This is a genomic window from Pectobacterium polonicum (assembly GCF_005497185.1).
Taxonomy (GTDB): Bacteria; Pseudomonadota; Gammaproteobacteria; order Enterobacterales; family Enterobacteriaceae; genus Pectobacterium; species Pectobacterium polonicum.
In genome coordinates this window covers 67,687-93,256 of record NZ_RJTN01000012.1, presented here as the reverse complement: position 1 = coordinate 93,256, position 25,570 = coordinate 67,687, and the positions used below count along the sequence as shown (strand labels likewise).

The window sequence follows — 25,570 nt, the reverse complement described above, 5'->3', positions numbered from 1 at the left end:
CTGTGTCGGGCGCGTATACGGTATCGCATATGAATAGCGGCGGTATCGCGCACGAAACGAGCCTCTTAGCCAGCATAACCGATATGACTAAGAGGCAACGCTCACGTTAACCCTTTACAAATACACCCGCAGGTATTCCGCCAGACAGAGGATCGCCATCGCCTGACCGTAAGGCATGGAGGTCAGCGCAATGTTGCGGTAGAAATCCAGATCGTTGCCCATCGCGGTGCCGAATGACACCTGCGTCAACTCACCGTCCTTATTGACGTGATTAATCACGCCACGAATCGCTTTCTCCGCCACTTCAGCATAGCTCGGATCGACGTAGCGCTTGCGCACCGCTTTCAGGATACCGTAGGCAAAACCGGCTGTAGCCGAGCTTTCCAGGTACGAATTCGGATCGTCTATCAGCGTGTGCCACAGGCCGCTGTCATCCTGATATTTCGCCAATGCTTCAATCTGGCTTTCCAGCACCTGCAACAGGAAGCGACGCGTCGCGTTGTTTTCCGGCAGATCCAGCAGTTCAATAAATTCAGGAATAACAATCGTCAGCCAGCTGTTGCCACGCGCCCAGCGCGCTTTCGCGTAGTTGTGCTGCCCCTCAAACGTCCAGCCGTGGAACCACAGACCGCTTTCGCGATCCATCAGATATTGCACATGCAACAGGAACTGATATGTAGCTTCTTCCACAAACTCAGGCCGGTTTAACAGCTTGCCGATTTTCGCCAGCGGCAGCACGCTCATCATTAGCGTGTCGTCCCACATCTGCTGATGGTTTTCATTGTTATAAACAATGTGCTGCAAGCCCTGCTTGTCCGTGCGCGGCATTTCGTACATCACCCACTCTGCCCAGCGCTCCAAATACGGCAGCCAGCGCGCATCGCCCGTTTCTTCATAGCGATAAGCCAGCGTCAGGAACGGGCACACGGTGTTCACGTTCTTCGTCGGCGTGCCTTCCGCCAGACGCTCAGTAAACCAGTCGTCAATGATGGCGCGCATCTGCTCGTCACCCGTTTGCTGGTAATACTGATAAATGCCGTACAGCCCGATGCCGTGCGTCCATTCCCATCCCGCCCAGCCTTTGGTATCAATCACCCGACCATCGTCCAGCCGTAACAAGAACTCACCGGTTTTATCCTCGATATTCACCAGATTGTCGGTGATACGGCAAATCAGCGCCTTCAGATCCTCACGGGAGATGAAGCGTTCTGGCTGACGTAAAAGCGGGCTATGTTTTACACTGAATACGGTCATAGTCATTCATCCAATTGAGTTATCAGTTAACAGTTCAATACAGTTACGACTGCGTGGCGTGCGTGACCGGCTTGTCACCTTTATGACGGTTCAGGTAGCCGATGTTGTTATTGCCCCACAGCGATTCATACGGCATACCCGCCAGCATCTCGACCGTGGCCCGCGCCTGCGGGGTAATCTTCTCCGGCACAGGACGCCCAGCCTCACGCATTTTCAGCGTCTCTTCCCGCAGCACGCTGTGCGTTTGCAGGTTGAGTTTAAAGCGCAGAGACACCAGGAAGCCCAGCGCCAGCACGCCTACGGTGCCGAAGCTCAAAATCATCAGAATCGTGTGGCTGACGCCCGGCGCTTGTACGCTCTGCCCGGATACGAAGCCGGAGAGTTGCAACACAATCCCCACCAGCATCACCGCGCCAGCCTGAGAGGCTTTGCGAGTCAGCGTCATAATCCCGGCGAAGATCCCTTCACGACGCTGCGCGGTGATCACTTCATCCACATCTGCGATGTAAGTGTAGGTGTTCCACGGTACGTAGTTGATCCCGCCGCGTCCGATGCCCGCCAACGCAGAAATCAACAGCAGCAGAGAGAAGGTGTCATGCAGGCCGCTGTACCACAGGACCGCGTAGGAAAGCGCACTCACGCCAAACAGGCACACGACCAAGCGGTAAGATGGGGCTGGTCCAAAACGGATGCACAGCGGGATCATGCCAATTACCGCAATGAATTGCAGAATCGCCATGGTGCCCATCAGGTTAGACGCCATCGTCGGGCTTTGCATCAGCACAAAGACCACGTAATAGGTGAACACGGCGTTAAACACGTCCTGCGCGATATACCCGCCCAGATACATCCCAAGATGCTGACGGAAAATACGAATACGCAGCGTGGAAACCAGCTCAACGTTCAGCCGTTTCAGGCTTTGGCCTAACGTCAGAGACTGGCGCTCTTTCTCCGCCCGCAGCGACGCTTCCGACATCTGATCGCGTGGCCGTTCCCAGGTAAAGAAATAGACCAGCGTCAGCACCAGCGCACAGATAACGGAGAACACCAGGCTCGAATAGAAGAAGGAAATGGCGTTGTCTTTACCAAAGTAGCCCAGCAGGATGCCCGGCAGAAACGCGGCCAAAATCGCAGACAGCTGCGCCAGCGCGATGCGTGCGCCGGAGAACTTGGTCTTCTGTTTGAAATCGTCAGTCATTTCCGGCACCAGCGTTTCATACGGCACCAGCACCATCGTATAGACGATATCGAACAGCAGGTAGGTCAGCAGATAGTACCAATAGCTCATATCCCCCACCCACATGAAGCTGTAGCTGAACACGAAGGGAATACCGAGCAAAATAAAGAATTTACGGCGGCCAAAGCGTTTGCCCAGCCAGGTTGAACCGAAGTTATCCGTCAGGAAACCCATCAGCGGGCTGACGACAGCATCGAGCACGCGCGCCATCGCAAAAATAAACGTTGCCTCAATCGGCGTTAAGCCACAAAACGTGGTGTAAAAATAGAGTAACCAGGCGGCCGTCAGCGCCGTTGTACCCGCACCAAGAAAGTCCCCTGAACCGTAGGCTAAATAGTTAGCCAAACCGATCTTACGCGTTTTCATCGCCATCCTTCCCCGAACATTTTTCATTATGAAGGTGTCACGCTGATACGGTAGCGCCCGGCGATCGTGAAAACCTTTGCGCTTTTGCCACCACGCGCCCCACGCTGGCAGCACAGGGAAGATTGATGCGATCCGCTTCAAAGATTTTATAAAAAGCGATTTTAACTGAACGAAACCAGCAGTTCGTTTATGGCGATCACAGGATGGAAAGTGAGGAGCAAGCAAAAAGGAAGGCGGAACTGGTAACGAGCTACGCCTCATTATCTCTTGAAAAACAGCATTTTTTTAACCGAGGACGAGGTTACTCCGCGTGCTGCAAGCGCCACAGGAAGGTTTGCCGCGCGTGGGCTAAACGCGGCTGGCGCAGCGCGCCCGGCACCCAGACCAGATAGTAATCCAGCTGCGTGGTGCCGACAGGCGGCGGGATAATGACAAGTTCCCCCGAATCCAGCAGATCCTGACATAAATACACCGGCATCACCGTCCAGCCAAATCCTCTGGTTAGCACGCGACGCAGCGCACGCAGATCCTGACTCACCACGGCAGGCACCAGCCCTCTGTCCTGTATGCGGTTCTTCTTCAACCAGCGATCGATCAGAGGAAACTCAAGGTCATACGCCAGCATCGGTTCCTGCGCCAGCGCCTGCGGCAGATCGCCCGTCCGCAATAGCCGCTCGACAATCGCAGGCGCCGCCACCGCCTGGAGGGTCGCACTCTTTAACAGATCGCTTTTCAGCCGCTTATCCGTCACCGGGTGCGCCGTTATGCCGAGATCGCAATGTCCTTCGAGCAACATTTGCTTGATCAAGTCACCGTCACCGGTATGCATGTGTACCCGCACGCCCGCCTCAAGTAGCGGCAATAGCTGTTCTGACACCACTTCAGCCATGAAGTCCGCATGACCGATGATATGCAGTGTCCCCGCAACGTCCATTGACCTCGCACGGGCAGAGGCTAACGCGGCTTCGGCTTCATCCAGCTTATCTCCGAGATCCGCCGCCAGATCATCTGCTGCCGACGTTGGCGTCACGCCGTTAGCCTGACGCTCAAAGAGACGACGCCCCACTGCGACCTCAAGCCCGGCAATGTGCTGCGACACCGCCGGCTGGGTCAGATTAAGCGCACGTGACGCGCCGCTAATCGAGCGCTGCCGATAGACTTCCACAAACGTGCGTAGACGGATAAGCGACATACGATGATACCTATAAAATTATTTATACCCCTCGAATAATAATCTTGTTGGCGGACGGATCAACCCCTGCCGTATCCTTTACCCATGCTGAATGACCTGGAAATTCTGGCTAACTTGCTGTTTTCTCTGGTACTCGATGAATAAAAGAGGACAAAATATGTCGACACAACAATCCAAAAAGGATTTACAAGCCATCCTGAATACGATGAAGCGCGCTCACATTGCCTCTGGCCCCGCCGATGCCGCGCTGCGTCAAGATCGCTTACAGCGCAGCATCAATCTGCTCCGTGAAAACCATGCGGCTCTCGCGCAGGCCATGAGTGAGGATTTCGGCCATCGCAGCCTGTATCACTCTTTCGCCGCCGACATCGGCATCACGCTGAAAATACTCCAGAACGCCATCGACAACGTTGAACGCTGGATGCAGCCAGAAGCCGTGGATGAACCCGCTCCCGGTATGCAGGCGTGGATTCAACATCAGCCTTTGGGCGTGATTGGCGTAATCAGTCCGTGGAACTTTCCGGTGAACCTGTCGTTCGGCCCGCTGGCTGACATTTTTGCCGCTGGCAATACTGCGATTTTGAAACCGTCAGAACTCACACCGCGCACGTCTGAGCTGCTGGCGGAATTGATCGCTCACTATTTTGACCCGCTGGAATTGGCCGTGGTGCTGGGTGATGCAGAAATTGGTCAGGCATTCAGCGAACTGCCGTTCGATCATCTGGTCTTCACCGGCAGCACCGCCGTTGGGAAACAGGTGATGCGCGCGGCGGCAGAGAATCTGGTGCCGGTCACGCTGGAGCTGGGTGGCAAATCCCCTGTCGTGATTGATCGCAGCGCGGACATCACCGAAGCCGTTGAACGCACGCTGACGGTGAAAACCTTCAACGCCGGACAAATCTGCCTGTCACCGGATTATGTGCTGCTGCCCGAAGGTCAAGAGCAAGCCTTCCGCGATGCCGCGAAAGCGTTTATGCAGAAAAGTTTCCCGACACTACAGGCGAACCCGGATTACACATCTATCATTGCTGACAGACATTACGATCGTTTGATCCGCATCCTGAAAGAGGCTGAGCAGCAAGGCGCGACCGTCGTCAGTCTGGCACCGGAAGGCGAAGCACCCTACGACGCCAAAAGCCGCAAGGTTGCCCCACATCTGGTGTTCGGCGTAAGCGATGAGATGACGATCATGCAGGAAGAAATTTTCGGCCCGCTGCTGCCCATCAAAACCTATCAGGCCGCAGAGGAACCGATTCACTACATCAATGCGCATCCACGTCCGCTGGCGGCCTATCTGTTCAGCAACGATGAGGCCATGCAGCAACGCTTCGCCAGCAGAACGACATCAGGCGCGCTGGTCATCAACGATGTAATGACGCACGTATCTATCGACACACTCCCGTTCGGCGGCGTTGGCGCATCCGGCATCGGCGCGTACCACGGCATCCACGGATTCCGCCGTTTCAGCCACGCCAAACCGATTGTCATACAAAGTGAAGATGGCGCGTCTAACCTGACACTGCGTGCGCCTTACCATGAGAAACAAGACGCGATTGTCGCCGCCCTGAAAGGGTAACCGGCGTCTATTCACCTGCTCATCCTGAAATTAGAGAGAAAAATGATGAAAATTTTGATGGTACTGACTTCTCACGACGAACTGGGCAACACGGGCAATAAAACCGGCTTCTGGCTGGAAGAATTTGCCGCCCCTTATTACACCTTTAAAGATGCAGGCGCCGAGCTGGTGCTCGCCTCACCTGCCGGTGGTCAGCCACCTCTCGACCCGAAAAGCGATCTCGCTGATTTTCAAACCGAACTGACGCACCGTTTTAAAGCCGATCCTGCCGCACAGCAGGAACTGGCCAATACGGTAAAACTCGATACCGTCAGCGAACAGGATTTTGATGCCGTTTTCTATCCCGGCGGTCACGGCCCGCTTTGGGATCTGGCGGAATCGCCGGTCTCTATCGCGCTCATCGAAGCCTTTGTTCGCGCCAACAAGCCGACCGGTTTTGTCTGCCACGCACCGGGCGTACTGATTCACGTGAAAGCAGAAAATGGCGATGCGCTGATTAAAGGTCGTAAAGTGACAGGCTTCACCAACGGTGAAGAAGCGGCGGTTCAGTTGACGGACGTGGTGCCTTTCCTGATTGAAGATGAGTTCAAGAAACTCGGCGGTCTGTATGAAAAAGGCCCAGACTGGGCACCGTACCTCGTTGAAGACGGCAAGCTGATCACCGGTCAGAACCCGGCTAGTTCAGAAGTCGTCGCCAAAGCAATCCTCAAGAAGTTGGCGTAATCAGCGTCATCCCCTCATGTCTGTGTCTAAAAAAACAGGGCCGCATCACAATGCGGCCCTGCCATCAACTGAAGCCCCTAATGTACAGGGGGAGACAAAATTAACGCTACCTGTTGCGCAGTCAAATCGATACCGTAAAAACGCTGATAAAAATCATGCGTCTCTTTTGCCATATCAATGTGCTGCATCTGCTGTGGATAGAGCATTTTTGCCAGCCAAAGAAATTGCAGCGCCTGCTCAGACGTTTCTCGACACCACCAGAACATGCCCAGCGGATTGACGTAAACACGCCCTTCTTTTACCGCACGCAGTTGCTGCCACTTTGCATCCTGACGGATTGCTTTCGCATCTTCAGCCTGCATCGTAATAATCACATCGGGATCGGCCTGAAAAATTTGCTCAAGTGAAACAGGTGCCGTTGTCACACCACTTTGGCTGAACCACGGCTCAGCCACGTTAATCGCGCCGCCCAGATCCATCCAATCCTGATTCAATGAGGGACGTCCAGATGTAGTCAACGGATCGCCAACCGAATGGTAGACCTTTACACGCTGCTGTGGCGGAATGCGCTGGATAACCTCCGTCACTCGCCTGACGTTGTCCTGATAGTAGGCGGCAAAATCCTGTGCCCGACGCGACGCTTCCGGCCCCAAAATCTCACCGGTAATCAACGTGCGTTCCACCATCGCCGCCAGCGAATTGTAACGCAGTGGCACCACAGCAATTCCGGCTTTACGCAATACCTCGGCTTCAGCAATAGGCACACTTTCCGACACGAAAAAGACCTGAGCACGGCGCGCAATCAATGCTTCAGTATTAATTCCCATATTTCCACTCTGGGAAACCAGCGAAGCCTGCGTAATGGACGGCACAAACTGGCGGAACAGCGGCATATCGCGCACGAGCTTCGTCGTCCCGACAATACGATCGCCATAGCCGAGCATCGCCAGTATCGAGTTTTGCGCATTCCACGAGGTGGCAACCCGCTCAACCGTCACGGGCACCGTCACAGTGCGATCGCCGTAATAGTGAATCGTCCGCTGCGCGGGTTCAGGCGTTTCCGCCTGAACCAGATGCACGCCGGAGAAACTCACCGCCAGCAGCACTAACGCATTGAGCAAATACTCGCGATAGCGCGTGGTAAGGTTACGTTTCTGCATCACACTCACCAGTCAACGGTCAAAGAAGCGCGGATTTCACGCGGGTCACCGACAAACGCACTGGAGGCTCGATTCTCCCCGTTCTGACGATAAGGGAAGAGCGAGCTCCAATAATGTTCATTGGTGACGTTATTGAGCGAAACGCGAAACGCTGCCGGCTTGTCGTACAGTTTGAAGCCATAGCGTGTGCCCAGATCCAGCGTCATATAGCTATCTACCCACGCTGTGTTGGTATTATTGGCCACACGTTTACCGGTGTAATGGAGGTTCGCGGTATAGACCATATTGGGGTAAGACGGATGGCTGTATTCCGTCAGCAGGTTAGCCTGAAACTTCGGCACCCCGACCACCCGTTTATTCGTCGTCGCCTCAATCCCTGTATCCGTCAGCTTGGGGTCCAGCAGCGTCGTGCTGGCATAGACATGCAAACCGGAAAGTACTTCACCATCCGCTGTCAACTCTAACCCGGTGTTAACCTGTTTCCCCTGCTCTTTGAACACGTTATCGGCAGGATCAACATAGGCGAAAGGCCGTTCCAGACGGAACACCGCCGCATTCAGGTTCACCCCATCCCACTGGGATTTCACGCCCGCTTCATATTGGGTACTGCGGTAAGGCTTCAGCGTCTGCGCTTTGTTCACCGCGCTATTAGGAGCGGTATCCCCCTGCTCCAGAGAATCAGCATAGGCGACATAGGTCATCACGTTTGGTAAGGGTTTGTACATCAGCGACAGCGTCGGACTCGTGCCCGTCGCACGCTGCACATTACCATTAGTGAAGTTGCGTGAGGTCAACCAGCTTTGGCTCACCACGCCCATGGCCGACCAGCGATCGTTGAAGGTGATCGTATCACCCGCGGTGATAGCCTGTTGGCTGGCACGGCTGGATTTATCATGACCAGAACCGACATAAAAACGCCCATCGCTGGGATCGTTATAGCGCTGCGGCGCATTAATAGGCGAGGTCCCTAGCGTATATTCATTATCATTGCCGGGAGAAGAAAACATCGTCCATTGATACCCGGTGGTACTAAATACTACATCGTGGGAAGGCCCGTCCGTATCGATATGACCGTTCAGTTGCAGCGTATTGCTCAGAACCCGGAAACGCGCGGATGAGTATTGCTGCTCCAGCGTGGTTTCCACATCCCCTGATGGCAAAATATTATGCGACAGCGAACGCATACCGCGATCGGCGACTTGATAGCCCACCCCACCCGAAGCGTACCAGTCATTATTGAAGTAGTGTTTCAGGCGTGTGCTGGCCGTTTTGGTTATCAGATCGAGTCCTGCGAAGCTCTGCCCGTATCCCTGTTTCGTAATATCCGGCGCTTTGGGTAGCTGCATCGTCGGCCCATAGGCAAAATCCCCCGCATAGCCCATTTTGCGGAAACGGTACTCGCTGGCGTTGACTTCCAACACCGTATCAGGCGAGAGGTTCCAATCAAACGCCACGCTGGCTAATTGCCGCCGCAACGTGCTGTTGCTGATACTTCCTTCACCTTCATCCTGTAGCAGGTTTATACGATAACCGAACTGGTTTTCGTCTCCCAGATGCCCACCCAGATCGGCATGACCCATCGCCGCACCTTTACCGGAATAGCCGACGGTAAAGCGGTTTAACGTCTGCGCCGTTGGCCTTTTCTGCGTAAAGTTAAACTGTCCGGCTGGGCTGGCAGGCCCATACAGTGCGCCAGTCAGGCTATTAATCACATCCAGTCGCTCCAGCATCTCAACCGGAAAAGCGGTGGTGGAAATAATATTTAACCCATCCAATCTGCTGTTCGCCAGCACGCTTCCTTGCATACCACGGCTTTGAGGACGACCTACGTCAATGCCGCCGCGCGCCTGCATCTGGCTGGACGCGTTATATTTGAGGAGATCGTTAACATTTTTTGCCTGCTGATTGGCTATCATGGCTTCCGTCACGGTCGTGGTCGAATATGGCGTATCCAACCTTGAGCGTTTGCCTAATGGTCCGATCTCTACATCGTCGACCGTCATACCTGCACCAGCCAGATTCGCATTCGCCTCGCTGCGATCGGCCTTGACGACCATCACATCAGCCGCTTTTGTCTTTTCGCTGTCCTTGATTGTTGCTGATTCGGCGCTCAATACGGGTGGAACAACCACCATTAATGCTGGCAATAACCACTGTGCTTTTTTTCTATTATTTTTTCGGGCTTTCATCCGCTATATCCCTGTTAGTCAATATTATGTCAATTATCGATATGTAATTATTTATATATCGACGCATACTATACAGACATGACAAGAAGAAAATAAGGAGAGCGATAGAGGGATTTATTTTATAAAACGTTGAATTTTAAATATTCAAATATAAAAACAGGGTGTATGAAGAGTACTAAATTGTAGGTATCTTCCTCCCTGTAACAGGAAATAGGGCGGACAGGAATGTCCTGTCGAAAAAACGCCGAAAGCGTTTTCAACGTTGCGCAGCAGCTGCCCGCAGGATGGCGGACAAGGATGCCTGTCATAAAAAAACGTCAGGAACGTTTTTCAACGTTGCGCAGCAACGGCCCGGAGGGTGGCGGACAAGGATGTCCGCCATAAAAAAACGTCAGGAACGTTTTTCAACGTTGCGCAGCAACGGCCCGGAGGGTGGCGGACAAGGATGTCCGCCATAAAAAAACGTCAGGAGCGTTTTTCAACGTTGCGCAAGCAACGGCCCGAAGGGTGGCGGACAAGGATGTCCGCCATAAAAAACGTCAGGAGCGTTTTTCAACGTTGCGCAGCAACGGCCCGGAGGGTGGCGGACAAGGATGTCCGTCATAAAAAAACGTCAGGAGCGTTTTTCAACGTTGCGCAGCAACGGCCCGGAGGGTGGCGGACAAGGATGTCCGTCATAAAAAAACGTCAGGAGCGTTTTTCAACGTTGCGCAGCAACGGCCCGGAGGGTGGCGGACAAGGATGTCCGCCATAAAAAAACGTCAGGAGCGTTTTTCAACGTTGCGCAGCAACGGCCCGGAGGGTGGCGGACAAGGATGTCCGCCATAAAAAAACGTCAGGAGCGTTTTTCAACGTTGCGCAGCAACGGCCCGGAGGGTGGCGGACAAGGATGTCCGCCATAAAAAAACGTCAGGAGCGTTTTTCAACGTTGCGCAGCAACGGCCCGGAGGGTGGCGGACAAGGATGTCCGCCATAAAAAAACGTCAGGAGCGTTTTTCAACGTTGCGCAGCAACGGCCCGGAGGGTGGCGGACAAGGATGTCCGCCATAAAAAAATCCAGAAACGCTTTCGCGCTTCTGGATTTTTATGGTTAATCACGTTGGTGCGTATCAGGCTGCCTTCTCGGCTACCGGATTACACCAGAGACGTAATTACTGACCTTTAACTTCTTTCAGGCCGTTGAACGGCGCAGAGTCGCCCAGTGCTTCTTCAATACGGATCAGCTGGTTGTATTTAGCAACACGGTCAGAACGGCTCATAGAACCCGTTTTGATCTGGCCCGCTGCTGTACCTACTGCCAGGTCAGCGATGGTTGCATCTTCAGTTTCGCCTGAACGGTGAGAGATAACAGCCGTGTAGCCTGCGTCTTTCGCCATTTTAATTGCAGCCAGCGTTTCGGTCAGAGAACCGATCTGGTTGAATTTGATCAGGATAGAGTTAGCGATGCCTTTCTCGATACCTTCTTTCAGGATCTTGGTGTTGGTTACGAACAGATCGTCACCAACCAGTTGGATTTTGTCGCCCAGAACTTTAGTCTGGTAAGCGAAGCCAGCCCAATCAGATTCGTCCAGACCGTCTTCGATAGACACGATTGGGTACTGTTTGGTCAGATCTTCCAGGAAGTGGGTGAATTCTTCAGAGGTGAACGCTTTGTTGCCTTCGCCAGCCAGAACGTATTTACCGTCTTTGTAGAATTCAGACGCTGCGCAGTCCATCGCCAGCGTGATGTCTTTGCCCAGCTCGTAGCCTGCTGCTTTTACCGCTTCTGCGATAACGGCCAGCGCTTCAGCGTTGGAGCCCAGGTTTGGCGCATAGCCACCTTCGTCACCAACAGCAGTACCCATACCTTTGGATTTCAGAACTTTAGCCAGGGTGTGGAACACTTCAGAACCCATACGGATGGCTTCTTTCAGCGTTTTTGCGCCAACAGGCTGAATCATGAACTCTTGGATATCAACGTTGTTATCCGCGTGCTCGCCACCGTTGATGATGTTCATCATTGGCAGAGGCATAGAATATTTACCTGGGGTGCCGTTCAGCTCAGCGATATGAGCATACAGTGGCAGACCTTTTGACGCAGCAGCAGCTTTAGCGGCAGCCAGAGACACGGCCAGAATGGCGTTAGCACCGAACTTAGATTTGTTCTCAGTACCGTCCAGGTCGATCATGATCTTGTCGATGTTAGCCTGATCTTTCGCGTCTTTACCCAGTACAGCCTGAGCAATCGGGCCGTTAACCGCAGCAACGGCTTTCGTTACGCCTTTGCCCAGAAAACGGGATTTGTCACCGTCACGCAGTTCCAGCGCTTCGCGAGAGCCAGTAGAAGCCCCTGATGGCGCAGCAGCCAGACCTACAAAACCACCTTCCAGATGAACTTCAGCTTCAACAGTTGGGTTTCCGCGTGAGTCGATGATTTCACGGCCGATGACTTTAACAATTTTGGACATTAGATTTTCCTCAGTACAAGTTAAACTAAAACTTTAGATAGAACTAAAACCCTAGACGAGCAACGCGCGATAGCGATCGCGCGTTGCTGATATAACTCTTACTTCACCTGACGCTTCTGGTACGCGCCAGCGGCTTTGACAAAGCCGGCAAACAGGGGGTGTCCATCTCGCGGCGTTGATGTGAATTCCGGGTGGAATTGACAGGCAACGAACCAAGGATGATCGGGTAACTCGATAATCTCCACCAGTTTGCGGTCGGCGGAAAGACCAGCAACCCGTAATCCCGCCGTTTCAATCTGTTTCAACAGCATGTTGTTAACTTCATAACGATGACGGTGACGTTCGATAATCGTTTGCTCACCGTACATCTGACGCACCAGACTACCTTCGGTCAGATGGCATTGCTGCCCGCCAACACGCATGGTGCCGCCCAGATCGCTGGCTTCATCACGGACTTCAACATTGCCGTTCTCATCACGCCATTCCGTGATCAACGCAACGACAGGGTACTTACAGTCTGGCACAAACTCCGTTGAGTTTGCCCCTTCCATCCCAACAACGTTACGGGCAAATTCCATTAATGCGACCTGCATCCCCAGGCAAATGCCCAGGTAAGGGATGTTGTTCTCACGGGCGTAATTCGCCGACATGATTTTCCCTTCGACGCCACGATAGCCGAAACCGCCAGGAATCAGGATAGCGTCCAAATCTTTCAATACTTCGACACCACGGGTTTCAACATCCTGTGAGTCGATCAGCTTGATGTTCACCGTCAGGCGATTCTTCAAACCACCGTGTTTCAGTGCTTCAATCACAGACTTGTAGGCATCCGGCAGCGCAACATATTTGCCGACCATACCGATAGTGACTTCGCCGCCCGGATTCGCTTCTTCATACACAACCTGTTCCCATTCTGACAGGTTGGCTTCGGGACAGTTCAAGCTGAATCGTTTACAAATATAATCGTCCAGCCCCTGTGATTTCAATAGCGACGGGATTTTATAAATCGAATCAATGTCTTTAAGGGATATTACTGCTTTTTCTGGCACATTACAGAATAAAGCAATTTTTGCACGCTCGTTGGCCGGCACGGTGCGGTCGGAACGGCAAATCAGCACATCAGGCTGAATACCGATGGAAAGCAGTTCTTTAACGGAGTGCTGCGTCGGCTTGGTTTTCACTTCGCCCGCCGCCGCCAGATACGGCACCAGCGTCAGGTGCATAAACAGCGTGTGTTCGCGGCCCACTTGCACCGCCATCTGCCGAATCGCTTCAAGGAACGGTAAAGACTCGATATCGCCGACGGTACCGCCGATTTCGACCAGAACGACGTCGTGGCCTTCGCCACCTTCAATGATGCGCTCTTTAATCGCGTTGGTGATATGCGGGATCACCTGAATGGTCGCGCCCAGATAATCGCCACGGCGCTCTTTGCGCAGGACATCAGAGTAGATACGGCCAGTGGTGAAGTTGTTGCGGCGAGACATTTTGGTGCGGATGAACCGCTCGTAGTGACCCAAGTCCAGATCGGTTTCGGCGCCGTCTTCGGTGACAAACACTTCACCGTGCTGCGTCGGGCTCATCGTGCCCGGATCCACGTTGATGTACGGGTCCAGTTTCATGATGGTAACGTTGAGGCCACGGGCTTCAAGAATAGCCGCCAGAGAGGCTGCGGCAATGCCTTTACCCAGAGAGGAAACGACCCCGCCGGTCACAAAAATATAATTAGTTGTCATGCTGAACCTGAGAGTTTAGGTTTAAAGACGATGGAGGTACCAAGACGGGAAAGTAGTATACCTGAACCTGATGAACGCCACAAATGTTCGTTTTACACAATGTGGCGATTCCAACACCCTCGAAGGTGAAGTAAAACCGCTCTCACCACAACCAATAATTACCTTTAATAACAATAAAATATATTCATTAAAATCGATAAAAACAGGGTTTGTGATTAAAAACGGATTAATGGCCTATTTCCTGTTTTTTCACCTGCTGCCATGCGGCTTCCATTTCATCCAGCGTCGCCTGTTCCAGCGTTTTTCCCGATGCCGTAACAATTTGTTCTACCTCGCGAAAACGACGCGTGAACTTGCGATTTGCCGCCTGTAATGCATTCTCAGCCTTGTGCCCCAGATGACGAGAGAGATTGACTGTGGCGAACAATAAATCACCAATCTCTTCACCTAATTTTTCTTCATCGACAACGGCTTGCCGCGCCTCAAACATCACCTCGTCGATCTCTTCGTACACTTTATCGAGCACCGGCCCCAGGCTGTCCCAATCGAAGCCAACAGAGGCACAACGCTGCTGAATTTTTTGCGCTTTCATTAAGGCAGGCAGCGCATCAGGAATGTCATCCAACGGCGAATGACGATCTTTCTCCGCCCGCTCCTGCGCTTTGGTCTGCTCCCAGTTTGCCAGCACGGCATCGCTGTCCGTCAGCGTCAGATCGCCGAAAATATGCGGGTGCCGGCGTTCCAGCTTGTCGCTGATGGCGTTACAGACATCGGAGAAATCGAACAGGCCTTTTTCCTGCGCCATTTGCGCGTAAAACACCACCTGAAACAGTAAATCCCCTAACTCACCGCGCAAATCATCAAAATCCTGACGGCTGATGGCATCCAGCACTTCATACGTTTCTTCCAACGTATAAGGCGCGATGGTGTCAAACGTCTGTTTCTTGTCCCACGGACAACCATTTTCAGGATCGCGCAGGGTTTTCATGATGGCGAGCAGGCGCTCGACGGAGGATAAATTCGTCAAAGGTAAAGTCATAATATTCCTGAAAAAAATTTGTGTGAAATAGCAAAATACGGCAGCCAACTTCGGCTAAAAATCGCAAAGACATCACTATTTTTATTTCAACGGCGTAAAAAATTGTGCTGAGATGCACATGACCGCCGAGTGAGCCGCATGGACGCGGCGAAAACCTGTGCCGCGCCGGGAGCGCGTCACAGGTGGCTCGACAGCGGGCATGTACATCGAAGTAACCGCATCGCGGCACAATTCTCGCCAAAAGCCAGGGTTCTGAGGGATGCGGCGTCTGAGCATCCCTCAGTCGGGCGTGGCTACGGAGCTACAAAAGAACAACACAGCTACTCACGCACGAAACCCTTCACCAAACCTACAAAAACGCTTCAGTTGTCTGCTGATGATGAAATCAATATTTATGCCCCCTGCTGACGCCGCGCATCGATCACATCCGGCAGTTGGTTGAGCTTCGCCAGAATGCGGCCTAACACTTGCAGATTGTAGATCTCGATATCCATATCAATCGTTGCCAGTTGCTGCTTGGTGTCGCTACGGCTGGCGACGCCCAGTACATTGACCTTCTCATTCGCCAGAATCGTGGTGATATCGCGCAGCAGGCCGCTGCGATCGTTAGCAATCACCCTCACCACCAGCGAATAACCGCTGGAGTAGCTTTCACCCCATACCGCATCCACAATCCGCTCCGGCGAGCTGGCGCGCAGTTCGTCCAACTGTTCACAGTCAGCACGGTGAATCGAAATTCCCCGCCCGCGTGTGATAAATCCGGTGATTTCATCACCCGGAATTGGCTGGCAGCAGCGGGCAATGTGATGCATCAGATTGCCAACACCTTCAACGACCACACGGCCATTGTCTTTGTTATTGCTGCGCGCTGGCGGCTGATGTGTTTTTTGCGTCAGTTGGCGCAGGGCTTCGCGATCCAGTTCTTCCGCACTCGGCTGTTTTAGCTGCGATTGCAGGAAATTCACCATCTGGTTCAGGCGAACATCACCGCCGCCAATCGCAGCCAGTAATTCATCCAGCGAATTCACGTTGTAGCGCGGTAGCAGCAGTTTTTCCGCCGCTTTCAGGCTAACCCCCAAATGCGCCAGCTCGTCATCCAGAATCTGTCGACCCGCCAGAATGTTCTTGTCGCGATCTTGCTTACGGAACCAGTTCTGGATCTTGGATCGTCCGCGGCTGGTGGTGATATACCCCAGGTTCGGATTCAGCCAGTCACGACTTGGATTTGGCTGCTTCTGGGTGATAATTTCAATCTGATCGCCCATTTGCAGTTGGTAGGTAAATGGCACAATCCGTCCGCTGATTTTCGCCCCGATGCAGCGGTGCCCGATATCACTGTGGATGTGATAAGCGAAGTCCAGCGGCGTGGAACCGGCGGGAAGATCGACCACGTCGCCTTTTGGCGTAAAGACATAGACGCGATCGTCGAACACCTGGCTACGGACTTCGTCCAGCACGTCATTCGAGTCGGCCATCTCTTCCTGCCAGGCAAGCAGTTTACGCAGCCAGGCAATACGGCCTTCATAGCCAGAACGCCCGCCCACGGCGGTGCCTTCTTTGTATTTCCAGTGTGCTGCGACGCCCAGTTCGGCGTCTTCATGCATCTGACGTGTACGAATCTGAATTTCGAGCGTCTTCCCGCCCGGCCCTAACACCACGGTGTGGATGGATTGATAACCATTCGGTTTGGGGTTAGCCACATAGTCGTCAAACTCGTCCGGCAGATGGCGATAGTGCGTATGCACGATACCGAGCGCCCCGTAGCAATCCTGCAAACGCTCGACAACAATGCGTACCGCACGCACATCGAACAGTTCATCGAACGACAGTGCTTTCTTCTGCATCTTGCGCCAGATGCTGTAGATATGCTTGGGACGGCCGTAGATCTCTGCCTGCACGCCCTCTTCTTTCATCGCATCGCGCAGCGTTTTGACAAAATCGTCAATGTACTGCGCACGATCGATACGCCGCTCGTGCAACAGTTTGGCGATTTTTTTATATTCATCAGGATGCAGGTAGCGGAAGCAGAAATCTTCCAGCTCCCACTTTAACTGGCCGATACCTAAGCGGTTAGCCAGCGGCGCATAGATATTGGTACACTCTTTGGCCGCCAATACCCGTTCTTCTTCCGGGGCATCCTTCACTTCTCGCAGGTGTGCGATCCGCTCGGCGAGTTTGATGACCACGCAGCGAAAATCTTCCACCATCGCCAGCAGCATGCGGCGGATGTTATCGACCTGCTCAGACGCGCCGGAATCATTCTGCGTCGCTTTGAGCTGGCGGATTGCATCCATATCGCGCACGCCATGCACCAAATCAACGATGTTTTTCCCAAACGCGGCTTCCAGCGTCGGTTCATCGACCACGTTCGCATCTGCCAGCGGAAAAAGCAGCGCCGCGCGCATGCTGTCATTGTCCATGCTCAGCGTGGACAGGATTTCCACCATTTCGATGCCGCGCCACAGCAATAACGAGGCATCGGCGTGATCTTGCGTTTGCTGTTCACAGTAACGCCAGGTTTCGGCTAAACGTTCACACGATTGCTGACTGGCAATGCCCAGTGAAGCAATCCACGCGTCAGGGACAAATTCACCTGCCGTATTCAAATGCGCACTTCTTACCGCAACCATAATTTCTCCCTACGTTCCCCTTCACCTTGCAAGCGACGCTGTACTTCTGCTTATTACGCCTTCCGCGTGCCGGAATCGTGCAAAAACAGTGCCATCGATTCAAGGTGTCCGGTATGTGGAAACATATCCAACATCGCGACATTCGCCAGCCGGTAACCGGCTGCGAGTAATACTTTGCTGTCGCGTGCTAGCGTCGTGGCGTTACAGGAAACATACACCACCCGTTTCGGTGCCAGTCTGGTTATCTGCTCCATCACGCCTGCTGCGCCCGCACGTGCCGGATCAAGTAATATCTTATCAAAACCCTGAGCCGCCCACGGCTGCTGCGTGACGTCATCCTCAAGATTTTGGTGAAAAAATGTGACATTCGACAGCGCATTGCGTCGGGCATTCTCTCGCCCTTTCTCGACTAACGCGGTAACCCCTTCCACACCGACAACGCTGGCAGCACGCTGTGCCAGCGGCAGCGTGAAATTGCCCATGCCGCAAAACAGGTCCAATATTCTATCCTGCGGTTGCACATCCAGCCACGTTAGCGCCTGCGTGACCATCTGCTGGTTAACCGCGTCATTGACCTGAATAAAATCACGCGGGCTAAATGCCAGCGTCAGCCCGGCGACGTGATAGACCGGCTCTTCGCCGTGTAGACGCGTCAGCGAATCGGCATCCGGTGCCAGATAAACCGAGACACTCTGCTGCTGGGCAAAATCACGCAACGCCTGCTCATCCGATGGATGAAACGGATCAAGATGCCTCAGCACCAGCAACGGACCGTTCTCCGCTTGCACCAGTTCTACATGCCCAAGACGCTTTGCCGCTTTTAGTCGACTCAAACAGTCGCGCAGCGGTTGCAGCAGCGCTTCAAGCTCGGGACGCAATACCGGACAGGCTTTGATATCCACCAGATCGTGAGAATTTGACTGCCGATAGCCCATCAACAATCGCTGCTCTTTTGCCTGAAAGTATAACGCAAGCCGCGCACGCCTCCGATAGGCATAAGGTGTGCCAGCAATCAGCGATGCTGCTGGCAGTTCAACGCCCGTTTCCCGCGTCATCATGCGCATCAATGCCGCCGTTTTGCTGCTCTGTTGCAACGTAATGTCTGCATGCTGCTGCTGACAGCCGCCACAGCGGGTAAAATGCGGGCATTGCGGCTCAACGCGCTGCGGGCTAGGCGTCAGCAAGCGTTTAAGTTTTGCATGCGAAAACTGACGCTTCTCTTCCGTCAGTTGCACCTCGGCCTGCTCTCCCGGCAGCACACCTGTGACAAAAACCGTCTTGCCTTCGTGACGCGCCACGCCCTGCCCAAACGGGTCAAGTGACGCCACCGTGACAGTGAGGTTTTTCGCTGGAACTGCTTTCCGGGTCGTCACACGCCGGTTTGGAGAGTAGAATTGCGCCATAATGTACTATCGATTGATCTCTTGAGTTGAACGGCTGTAACAGATAAACGTAGTACCCAATAAACATTAGGGTACTCAGCATCCTCTAATTCTCCCACATTGGAACCTCATGACCAAATACAGTCTTCGTGCACGGATGTTGATACTGATTTTGGCACCGACGTTGATGATCGGGCTGCTGCTCAGCTCGTTCTTCGTTATCCATCGTTACAATCAGTTGCAGTCGCAGTTGGCCGATTCGGGCACCAGCATTATTGAACCGCTGGCGACCATCAGCGCTTACGCCATTACCCATCGCCAGATGGACACGATCCCTGCGTTAATCAATACACTTCATCGCCGCCACTCCGCGATCGTTCGCACCATTAGCGTATTCGATGCCCGTAATCAGCTATTGGCCACCACCAATGTACGCAATAATGTGGCATTACAGCCGCTCAGCAGCGATGCGTTTTCATACAATAAGCTGCATCTGCACCACACGAGTGATGCGCTGATTCTGCACATGCCGATCGTCAATGACAGCGAATTCATGCCTGGTGGAGGAGCGCCCCTATTCCCTGGTACAGCGACGCCTCTCGGCTATCTGGTTATTGAGCTGGATACCAGCACCATTCGGCTTCAGCAGTACCAGGAAATCTTTATCGCCGCACTCCTGCTGCTGTTATCTTTAGGTGCTGCCGTCCTCTTCGCCTATCGTCTGATGCGCGATGTCACCACCCCGATCCGCAATATGGTGGATACCGTCGATCGCATTCGCCGAGGGCAATTGGATAGTCGGGTGGAAGGCTACATGCTCGGCGAGCTAGATATGCTGAAAAATGGCATTAACTCCATGGCGATGTCGCTGACCGCCTACCACGAAGAAATGCAGCAAAACATCGATCAGGCGACCTACGATCTGCGAGAGACGCTGGAGCAGATGGAGATCCAAAACGTTGAACTGGATCTCGCCAAAAAGCGGGCGCAGGAAGCCGCACGCATCAAGTCCGAGTTTCTGGCGAATATGTCACATGAACTGAGAACGCCGCTGAATGGCGTGATCGGTTTCACCCGCCAGACATTGAAAACCCCACTGAACACCACCCAGACTGACTATTTGCTCACTATCGAACGATCTGCCAATAACCTGCTGAACATTATTAACGATGTACTGGATTTCTCTAAGCTAGAGGCCGGAAAGTTGGTACTGGAGGATATTCCATTCTCCCTGCACAGCACGCTGGACGACGTTGTGATGTTGCTGGCACATACGGCACATGAAAAAGGGTTAGAGCTGACGCTCAGTATTCAGAATGATGTTCCTGAACAGTATGTCGGCGATCCGCTACGGATACAGCAAATCATCACTAACCTGCTGGGCAATGCGATTAAATTTACCGAACAGGGCAACATTGACATTCGAGTAGAGAAGCGGCGGCAGGAACATCATCAGATTCAGCTAGAGGTGCAAATACGCGATACTGGCATCGGTATCGCCGAGTTGCAGCAATCGCAACTGTTTCAGGCTTTCCGTCAGGCTGACACCAGTATTTCACGTCGTCATGGCGGCACAGGGCTTGGGTTGGTCATCACTCAGCGTCTGGTCAAAGAGATGGGCGGCGATATCAGTTTCCAAAGCCAACTCAATAAAGGCTCGACCTTCTGGTTCCACATCACGCTGCCGCTCAATCCCCACGCCATACCAACCGAGCCGGCCTATACGATGCTGCAAGGTAAACATCTGGCCTACGTGGAGTACCATCCTATCGCCGCACAGGCCACGCTGGACATCCTGAGCCAGACGCCGTTGATAGTAAGTTACAGTCCGACGTTTGAGCAATTGCCAGAGGGGGAGTTTGATATTCTACTGCTCGGTATTCCTGTGCAATATCGCAATACGCTGCTCGACTATACCCCCAGACTGCGTGATATCTGTCGCCGTGCGCCTTGCGTAATTCTGGCGCTACCCAGTCTGGCGCAGATGGATGCCGAGCAGTTGAAAACCTTCGGCGTGCATGCCTGTCTGAGCAAGCCGCTTGCCTCATCACGCCTGTTGCCACTACTACAGGATAACACGCTGTTCCAGCTCTCTTTCCTGCCAGGCGACACTGCTGTGCACCAGAATGCACTACGCCACCCAGCTCGTCTGCCGCTGAGCGTGATGGCGGTAGATGACAACCCCGCAAATCTGAAACTGATCGGCACACTGCTGGAAGAACAGGTCGAAACGATTATCTTGTGCGAAAGCGGAACAGATGCGATTGAACAGGCGCAAATACATCAGCTCGATATTATCCTCATGGACATTCAGATGCCGGGGATGGACGGTATTTGCGCCAGCGAGCTGATCCACCAGATCCCTCATCATGCGACTACGCCCATTATCGCGGTAACGGCACAGACCATGACGGGTGAACGCGATCATCTATTGCGCTCAGGTATGGATGACTATCTGGCTAAACCGATAGACGAGCAAATGCTGAAAAGCGTGCTGACACGTCATGCACGAAAAGATCCGTTGAAGCGCGATCGAGGCGATATTACAAGTCTGCTGAACGAGCACGATGATAGCCAACTGTCACTCGACTGGGCATTGGCACAGCAACAGGCCGCTAACAAGCCGGAACTGGCGCGTGATCTGTTACAAATGCTGCTGGATTTCCTACCGGAAGTGCGACGAAAGATCGAGAACGTACTGAACGGCCAGACGGATGACGACATTATTGAACTGGTTCATAAACTGCACGGCAGTTGCAGCTACAGCGGGGTCCCACGTCTGAAGCGCATCTGTCGCTATCTGGAACAACAACTGCGTAAAGGCGTTCACGCCAGCGATCTGGAACCGGAATGGCTAGAGCTGCTGGACGAGATCGACAACGTTAACAACGCCGCCCAGCCGCATGTTAAATCTATGCATTCGTAATCAATATCCCCACTGCGGAGACAGTTTCGTGCGCTTACAATATGGCTATTCCATGCTACTCCGCAGCACGCGCCCGACACGGGACGGCTCAAGCGCCGCTCGCCCCGTGACCCCAGGCTTTTTGGCGGAAATTATGCCGCTAACGCGGGGCCTTCGTCGGTATCTGGCTTTACGGACCGCTTGCGACACGTTCCCGACGTGGCGCAAGCTTTCGCCGCGTCCTGCGGCTCATCCGAAGCCAGCTATCTCCTCAGCATAATTTTTTACGCCGGATAACGGCAAAACCCACAATGTCGCTGCATTCGTATAAGAAACAGCAGCCTGACAGAGGGAGAACCTAACGCTGAACGTTTAAGGGACGAGCGCACGAAACCGCCTCCGCATCTGCATAAAAACGTGTAGATAAAAGGCGCTGATTAACAATCCTGCTACCGCATCACATAGCGCTCAGCGCGACACTGACTGCGCCAACCGGATCGTCGCGGCGATATTGCGCGCCGTCATTCGTACATTCTCTGCCGCATTATCCAACGCCTCTTCGAGTGAACAGATGTTGTACAGCACACTGAATACGGCATCCAACCCATGCTCATGCACCACGCCGACATCTGCCGTCAGGCTACCTGCAATGCCAATCACCGGTTTATTGTACTGCTTGGCGACTCGTGCCACGCCAATCGGTACTTTGCCATGGATCGTCTGGCTGTCGATGCGCCCTTCCCCAGTAATCACCAACGTGGCATCTCGAACCAGTTCATCCAGCCCCAGGGCTTCCGTGACAATTTCTATTCCCTGACGAAGCTCAGCGCCGCAAAAGGCCTGTAACGCCGCCCCCATCCCCCCTGCGGCACCCGCTCCGGGAACCTGTTCCACGTCCATGTCCAGATCGTGACGGATCACTGCGGCATAATGCTTCAACGCGTTATCCAACTGTTCGATCATCTCCGGCGTTGCGCCTTTCTGGGGACCAAAAATCGCTGATGCGCCCTGTTTCCCCGTCAACGGGTTGGTCACATCACAGGCCACTTCAAAGCGGCAGCCTTTGATACGCTCATCCAGCTTACTGATATCAATGCGGGCAAGTTTGTCGAGTTCACCACCACCAAAACCAATCTGCTCACCCTGCTTATCCAACAGCTTAGCGCCCAGCGCCTGTACCATGCCCGACCCGCCGTCATTGGTTGCGCTCCCGCCAATCCCGATGATGCAGTGCTGAACACCGTGATCTAACGCACAGCGAATTAACTCGCCTGTACCATAGCTAGTGGTCTTTAACGGATTACGCAGTTGCGAAGGTACGCGCTCTAGGCCGCTTGCCGCCGCCATTTCAATAAACGCCGTTTTTTCATCGCCAGACAGGCCAAAGAACGCGTCAATATTATCGCCTAACGGTCCTGTCACCTTAACATTCACAATCTTGCCATCGGTCGCAGCAACCATGGCTTCAACCGTGCCTTCTCCACCATCTGCAACGGGCAATTTGACATAGCAGGCATCGGGAAATATTTCACGAAATCCCTTTTCAATCTGCGTAGCAACCTCTTGTGCAGACAGGCTTTCTTTATAAGAATCCGGTGCGATCACTATTTTCATAAACGATCCGATTTCATCAACGTTCCGATTGCATCAATAATCCGCGCGCTCATGAAATAGCGCTTATACCCATCAGCTTTCAGGGCAGAGATCCTGAAATCTCTTGGGTAGATCAGAATGCTTATCTGCCAGTCGGCTGGCATCCTGTGCCAGCCTCGTGACTATCGCTTCACGGCTTATCGCGTAACTTCTACTTTAGCCAGTTTCTCGTAATAACACGCCAGTGCACTGTGGTCAGCCGATCCCAGATCGTCCGCTTTCAGCGCCTGCATCATTTCCATCACCGCCGCCGTTAACGGTAACTGTGCACCAACGCCGTGTGAGGTATCCAATGCATTGGCCAGATCTTTGATATGCAGATCGATACGGAACCCCGGCTTGAAGTTACGATCCATCACCATTGGCGCTTTCGCATCCAATACAGTGCTGCCCGCTAACCCACCGCGAATCGCCTGATAAACCAGATCGGGGTTAACACCCGCTTTCGTCGCTAATACCAGCGCTTCAGACATCGCGGCAATGTTCAGTGCCACAATGACCTGGTTCGCCAGTTTGGTGACGTTGCCCGCACCGATATCGCCGGTATGTACAACGGAACCTGCCATTGACTTCAGAATTTCAAAGCAGCGGTCAAACTGCGCCTTGTCACCGCCCACCATCACGGACAGCGTGCCGTCGATCGCTTTGGGTTCACCGCCGCTAACCGGGGCGTCCAGCATAGCGATCTCTTTCACCGCCAGCGCGGTAGCAATTTCACGGCTGGCAAGCGGTGCGATGGAACTCATATCCACCACAATGCTTCCGGCACGCGCACCGTCGATAACGCCATTTTCGCCCAGCACCACCTCTTTAACGTGTGGAGAGTTAGGCAACATGGTGATGATAACGTCGCTCTGTTCCGCAACCTGTTTCGGCGTTTCAGCCGCCGTTGCGCCTGCTGCCACGACTTCCGCAACCGCGTCCAGATTTCTATCCATCACGACTAATGAGTAACCTGCTTTTAGCAGATTTTTACTCATCGGTTTTCCCATGATGCCCAATCCAATAAAACCAATTTTCATCGCCCTAACCTCATTGTCTGATGTAGATATCACTTCAATTCACGATGGCCCGCATCATGGCGGGTCCAATTCGCGGCGGAATGACTGAATTTGCTGACAAAATACACCGAGCAATGGTAATGGGTAGATCGTAAAGACGCTGCAAGTACGTCCCTGTAAGCTCGAGCCGCGCCATCCCTGGCGCGGACGCTTTACTCTTCTATCCCATTACCATCGTTCTCGTTCCGTAAATAGGTTTGTCAACGGTCTGAATTACTTCTTGTACTTGTCGCTCAGCGCCTGTGTTGCACTGCGGAACACACCCAGATCGCTACCGACCGCGACGAAGCTTGCGCCCCATTCCAGATAGCGACGCGCATCGGCTTCAACCGGTGCCAGAATGCCGCACGGTTTGTTATGCGCCGCAACGCGATCGAAGATGTGGCGGATCGCCTTCTGCACGTCGGGGTGGTTAGGCTGACCGAGATAGCCCAGCGCCGCAGACAGATCGCTCGGGCCAACAAATACGCCGTCTACGCCATCAACCGCGATGATCGCATCCAGATTGTCGAGGCCGTCCTGACTTTCGATTTGCACCACGACGGTAATGTTGTCGTTAATCTTGGCGAAATAGTCCGGCTCAGTGCCATAGCTGTTGCTACGATGCGCCACGGAAACGCCGCGAATCCCCGCTGGCGGATAGCGGGTGGAGGCCACCGCACGCGCGGCTTCTTCCGCCGTTTCCACGAAGGGGATCAGAAAGTTATTGAACCCAATATCCAGCAGCCGTTTGATGATGATTGGCTCATTGCATGGCGGACGAACGACGGGCGCGCTGTGGCTGCCTTTCAGCGCCATGAGCTGAGGAATAAACGTCACGATATCATTAGGCGCGTGCTCTCCATCCAGCACGAGCCAGTCGAATCCCGCCAGCCCCAGCACTTCGGTTGAAATCGGATTGCCTAACGCACACCAGCAGCCAATCAGCGTTTTCCCCTGCTGCAAATCTTGGCGAAAACGGTTAGGTAACAGCGGAGTCTTCATTTTTTATCCTCGGTCATTCCAGCGCCGCTTACCTGA

16 protein-coding genes are annotated in these 25,570 nt (G+C 53.5%); 3 read left to right on the top strand and 13 right to left on the bottom strand.

The features are described from left to right. Positions 1 to 114: 114 nt before the first annotated feature. The 3 genes from bglB to EDI29_RS13500 form a co-directional block, all read right to left on the bottom strand. Complete coding sequence (gene bglB / locus EDI29_RS13510) at positions 115 to 1,254, bottom strand: beta-galactosidase BglB (protein WP_095700449.1); 1,140 nt, start codon at positions 1,252 to 1,254, stop codon at positions 115 to 117. A 43-nt stretch (positions 1,255 to 1,297) separates the two neighbouring features. After that, the gene (locus EDI29_RS13505; RefSeq protein ID WP_137741293.1) at positions 1,298 to 2,857 is read right to left on the bottom strand and encodes an MFS transporter; all 1,560 of its coding nucleotides are present in this window, start codon (positions 2,855 to 2,857) and stop codon (positions 1,298 to 1,300) included. Positions 2,858 to 3,158: 301 nt separating this feature from the next. Continuing rightward, on the bottom strand, positions 3,159 to 4,049 hold the full coding sequence (locus tag EDI29_RS13500) for a LysR family transcriptional regulator (RefSeq protein ID WP_137741292.1): 891 nt from the start codon (positions 4,047 to 4,049) through the stop codon (positions 3,159 to 3,161). Positions 4,050 to 4,206: 157 nt separating this feature from the next. On the opposite strand from EDI29_RS13500, the gene EDI29_RS13495 reads away from it, so the two are divergent. Further along, positions 4,207 to 5,625: a coniferyl aldehyde dehydrogenase gene (locus EDI29_RS13495; protein ID WP_137741291.1), complete on the top strand. Its 1,419-nt coding sequence runs from the start codon at positions 4,207 to 4,209 to the stop codon at positions 5,623 to 5,625. 45 nt (positions 5,626 to 5,670) lie between these two features. Further along, positions 5,671 to 6,348, top strand: a complete 678-nt coding sequence (locus tag EDI29_RS13490) for a type 1 glutamine amidotransferase domain-containing protein (RefSeq protein ID WP_137741322.1) — start codon at positions 5,671 to 5,673, stop codon at positions 6,346 to 6,348. A 77-nt stretch (positions 6,349 to 6,425) separates the two neighbouring features. On the opposite strand, the gene EDI29_RS13485 is transcribed toward EDI29_RS13490, so the two are convergent. From EDI29_RS13485 to rlmD, 7 genes are all read right to left on the bottom strand, one after another. Continuing rightward, positions 6,426 to 7,508, bottom strand: coding sequence for an ABC transporter substrate-binding protein (locus EDI29_RS13485; RefSeq protein WP_137741290.1), 1,083 nt, complete (start codon positions 7,506 to 7,508; stop codon positions 6,426 to 6,428). A gap of 5 nt (positions 7,509 to 7,513) precedes the next feature. Further along, positions 7,514 to 9,697, bottom strand: a complete 2,184-nt coding sequence (locus EDI29_RS13480; RefSeq protein ID WP_137741289.1) for a TonB-dependent receptor — start codon at positions 9,695 to 9,697, stop codon at positions 7,514 to 7,516. Between the two features lie 1,151 nt (positions 9,698 to 10,848). Beyond that, positions 10,849 to 12,144 carry a phosphopyruvate hydratase gene (gene eno / locus EDI29_RS13475; protein WP_107170045.1) on the bottom strand — a complete coding sequence of 432 codons (1,296 nt, stop codon included), beginning with the start codon at positions 12,142 to 12,144 and terminating at the stop codon, positions 10,849 to 10,851. Positions 12,145 to 12,242: 98 nt separating this feature from the next. Beyond that, positions 12,243 to 13,880, bottom strand: coding sequence for a glutamine hydrolyzing CTP synthase (gene pyrG, locus EDI29_RS13470; RefSeq protein ID WP_137741288.1), 1,638 nt, complete (start codon positions 13,878 to 13,880; stop codon positions 12,243 to 12,245). 226 nt (positions 13,881 to 14,106) lie between these two features. Beyond that, positions 14,107 to 14,919, bottom strand: a complete 813-nt coding sequence (gene mazG / locus EDI29_RS13465; RefSeq protein ID WP_137741287.1) for a nucleoside triphosphate pyrophosphohydrolase — start codon at positions 14,917 to 14,919, stop codon at positions 14,107 to 14,109. Between the two features lie 392 nt (positions 14,920 to 15,311). Continuing rightward, entirely contained in the window at positions 15,312 to 17,549 is a 2,238-nt protein-coding gene (gene relA / locus EDI29_RS13455; protein WP_137741286.1) for a GTP diphosphokinase, read from the bottom strand. A 53-nt stretch (positions 17,550 to 17,602) separates the two neighbouring features. Then, positions 17,603 to 18,952: a 23S rRNA (uracil(1939)-C(5))-methyltransferase RlmD gene (rlmD, locus tag EDI29_RS13450; protein ID WP_137741285.1), complete on the bottom strand. Its 1,350-nt coding sequence runs from the start codon at positions 18,950 to 18,952 to the stop codon at positions 17,603 to 17,605. Positions 18,953 to 19,061: 109 nt separating this feature from the next. On the opposite strand from rlmD, the gene barA reads away from it, so the two are divergent. Continuing rightward, entirely contained in the window at positions 19,062 to 21,857 is a 2,796-nt protein-coding gene (barA, locus tag EDI29_RS13445; RefSeq protein WP_137741284.1) for a two-component sensor histidine kinase BarA, read from the top strand. Between the two features lie 447 nt (positions 21,858 to 22,304). Here the strand turns inward: barA and EDI29_RS13440 are convergent, their stop codons facing one another. The 3 genes from EDI29_RS13440 to garL all read right to left on the bottom strand — a co-directional run bounded on the left by EDI29_RS13440 (position 22,305) and on the right by garL (position 25,534). Next, on the bottom strand, positions 22,305 to 23,450 hold the full coding sequence (locus tag EDI29_RS13440) for a glycerate kinase (protein WP_137741283.1): 1,146 nt from the start codon (positions 23,448 to 23,450) through the stop codon (positions 22,305 to 22,307). A gap of 176 nt (positions 23,451 to 23,626) precedes the next feature. Continuing rightward, positions 23,627 to 24,541, bottom strand: a complete 915-nt coding sequence (gene garR, locus EDI29_RS13435) for a 2-hydroxy-3-oxopropionate reductase (protein WP_273856053.1) — start codon at positions 24,539 to 24,541, stop codon at positions 23,627 to 23,629. A gap of 222 nt (positions 24,542 to 24,763) precedes the next feature. Continuing rightward, entirely contained in the window at positions 24,764 to 25,534 is a 771-nt protein-coding gene (garL, locus tag EDI29_RS13430; protein WP_137741281.1) for a 2-dehydro-3-deoxyglucarate aldolase, read from the bottom strand. Positions 25,535 to 25,570 lie beyond the last annotated feature (36 nt).

Excerpts from the sequence above, each read along its gene's own strand:
- bglB (WP_095700449.1), bottom strand. The coding sequence starts at position 1,254 with ATGACCGTATTCAGTGTAAAACATAGCCCGCTTTTACGTCAGCCAGAA.
- EDI29_RS13505 (WP_137741293.1), bottom strand. The coding sequence starts at position 2,857 with ATGAAAACGCGTAAGATCGGTTTGGCTAACTATTTAGCCTACGGTTCA.
- EDI29_RS13500 (WP_137741292.1), bottom strand. The coding sequence starts at position 4,049 with ATGTCGCTTATCCGTCTACGCACGTTTGTGGAAGTCTATCGGCAGCGC.
- EDI29_RS13495 (WP_137741291.1), top strand. The coding sequence starts at position 4,207 with ATGTCGACACAACAATCCAAAAAGGATTTACAAGCCATCCTGAATACG.
- EDI29_RS13490 (WP_137741322.1), top strand. The coding sequence starts at position 5,671 with ATGAAAATTTTGATGGTACTGACTTCTCACGACGAACTGGGCAACACG.
- EDI29_RS13485 (WP_137741290.1), bottom strand. The coding sequence starts at position 7,508 with ATGCAGAAACGTAACCTTACCACGCGCTATCGCGAGTATTTGCTCAAT.
- EDI29_RS13480 (WP_137741289.1), bottom strand. The coding sequence starts at position 9,697 with ATGAAAGCCCGAAAAAATAATAGAAAAAAAGCACAGTGGTTATTGCCA.
- eno (WP_107170045.1), bottom strand. The coding sequence starts at position 12,144 with ATGTCCAAAATTGTTAAAGTCATCGGCCGTGAAATCATCGACTCACGC.
- pyrG (WP_137741288.1), bottom strand. The coding sequence starts at position 13,880 with ATGACAACTAATTATATTTTTGTGACCGGCGGGGTCGTTTCCTCTCTG.
- mazG (WP_137741287.1), bottom strand. The coding sequence starts at position 14,919 with ATGACTTTACCTTTGACGAATTTATCCTCCGTCGAGCGCCTGCTCGCC.
- relA (WP_137741286.1), bottom strand. The coding sequence starts at position 17,549 with ATGGTTGCGGTAAGAAGTGCGCATTTGAATACGGCAGGTGAATTTGTC.
- rlmD (WP_137741285.1), bottom strand. The coding sequence starts at position 18,952 with ATGGCGCAATTCTACTCTCCAAACCGGCGTGTGACGACCCGGAAAGCA.
- barA (WP_137741284.1), top strand. The coding sequence starts at position 19,062 with ATGACCAAATACAGTCTTCGTGCACGGATGTTGATACTGATTTTGGCA.
- EDI29_RS13440 (WP_137741283.1), bottom strand. The coding sequence starts at position 23,450 with ATGAAAATAGTGATCGCACCGGATTCTTATAAAGAAAGCCTGTCTGCA.
- garL (WP_137741281.1), bottom strand. The coding sequence starts at position 25,534 with ATGAAGACTCCGCTGTTACCTAACCGTTTTCGCCAAGATTTGCAGCAG.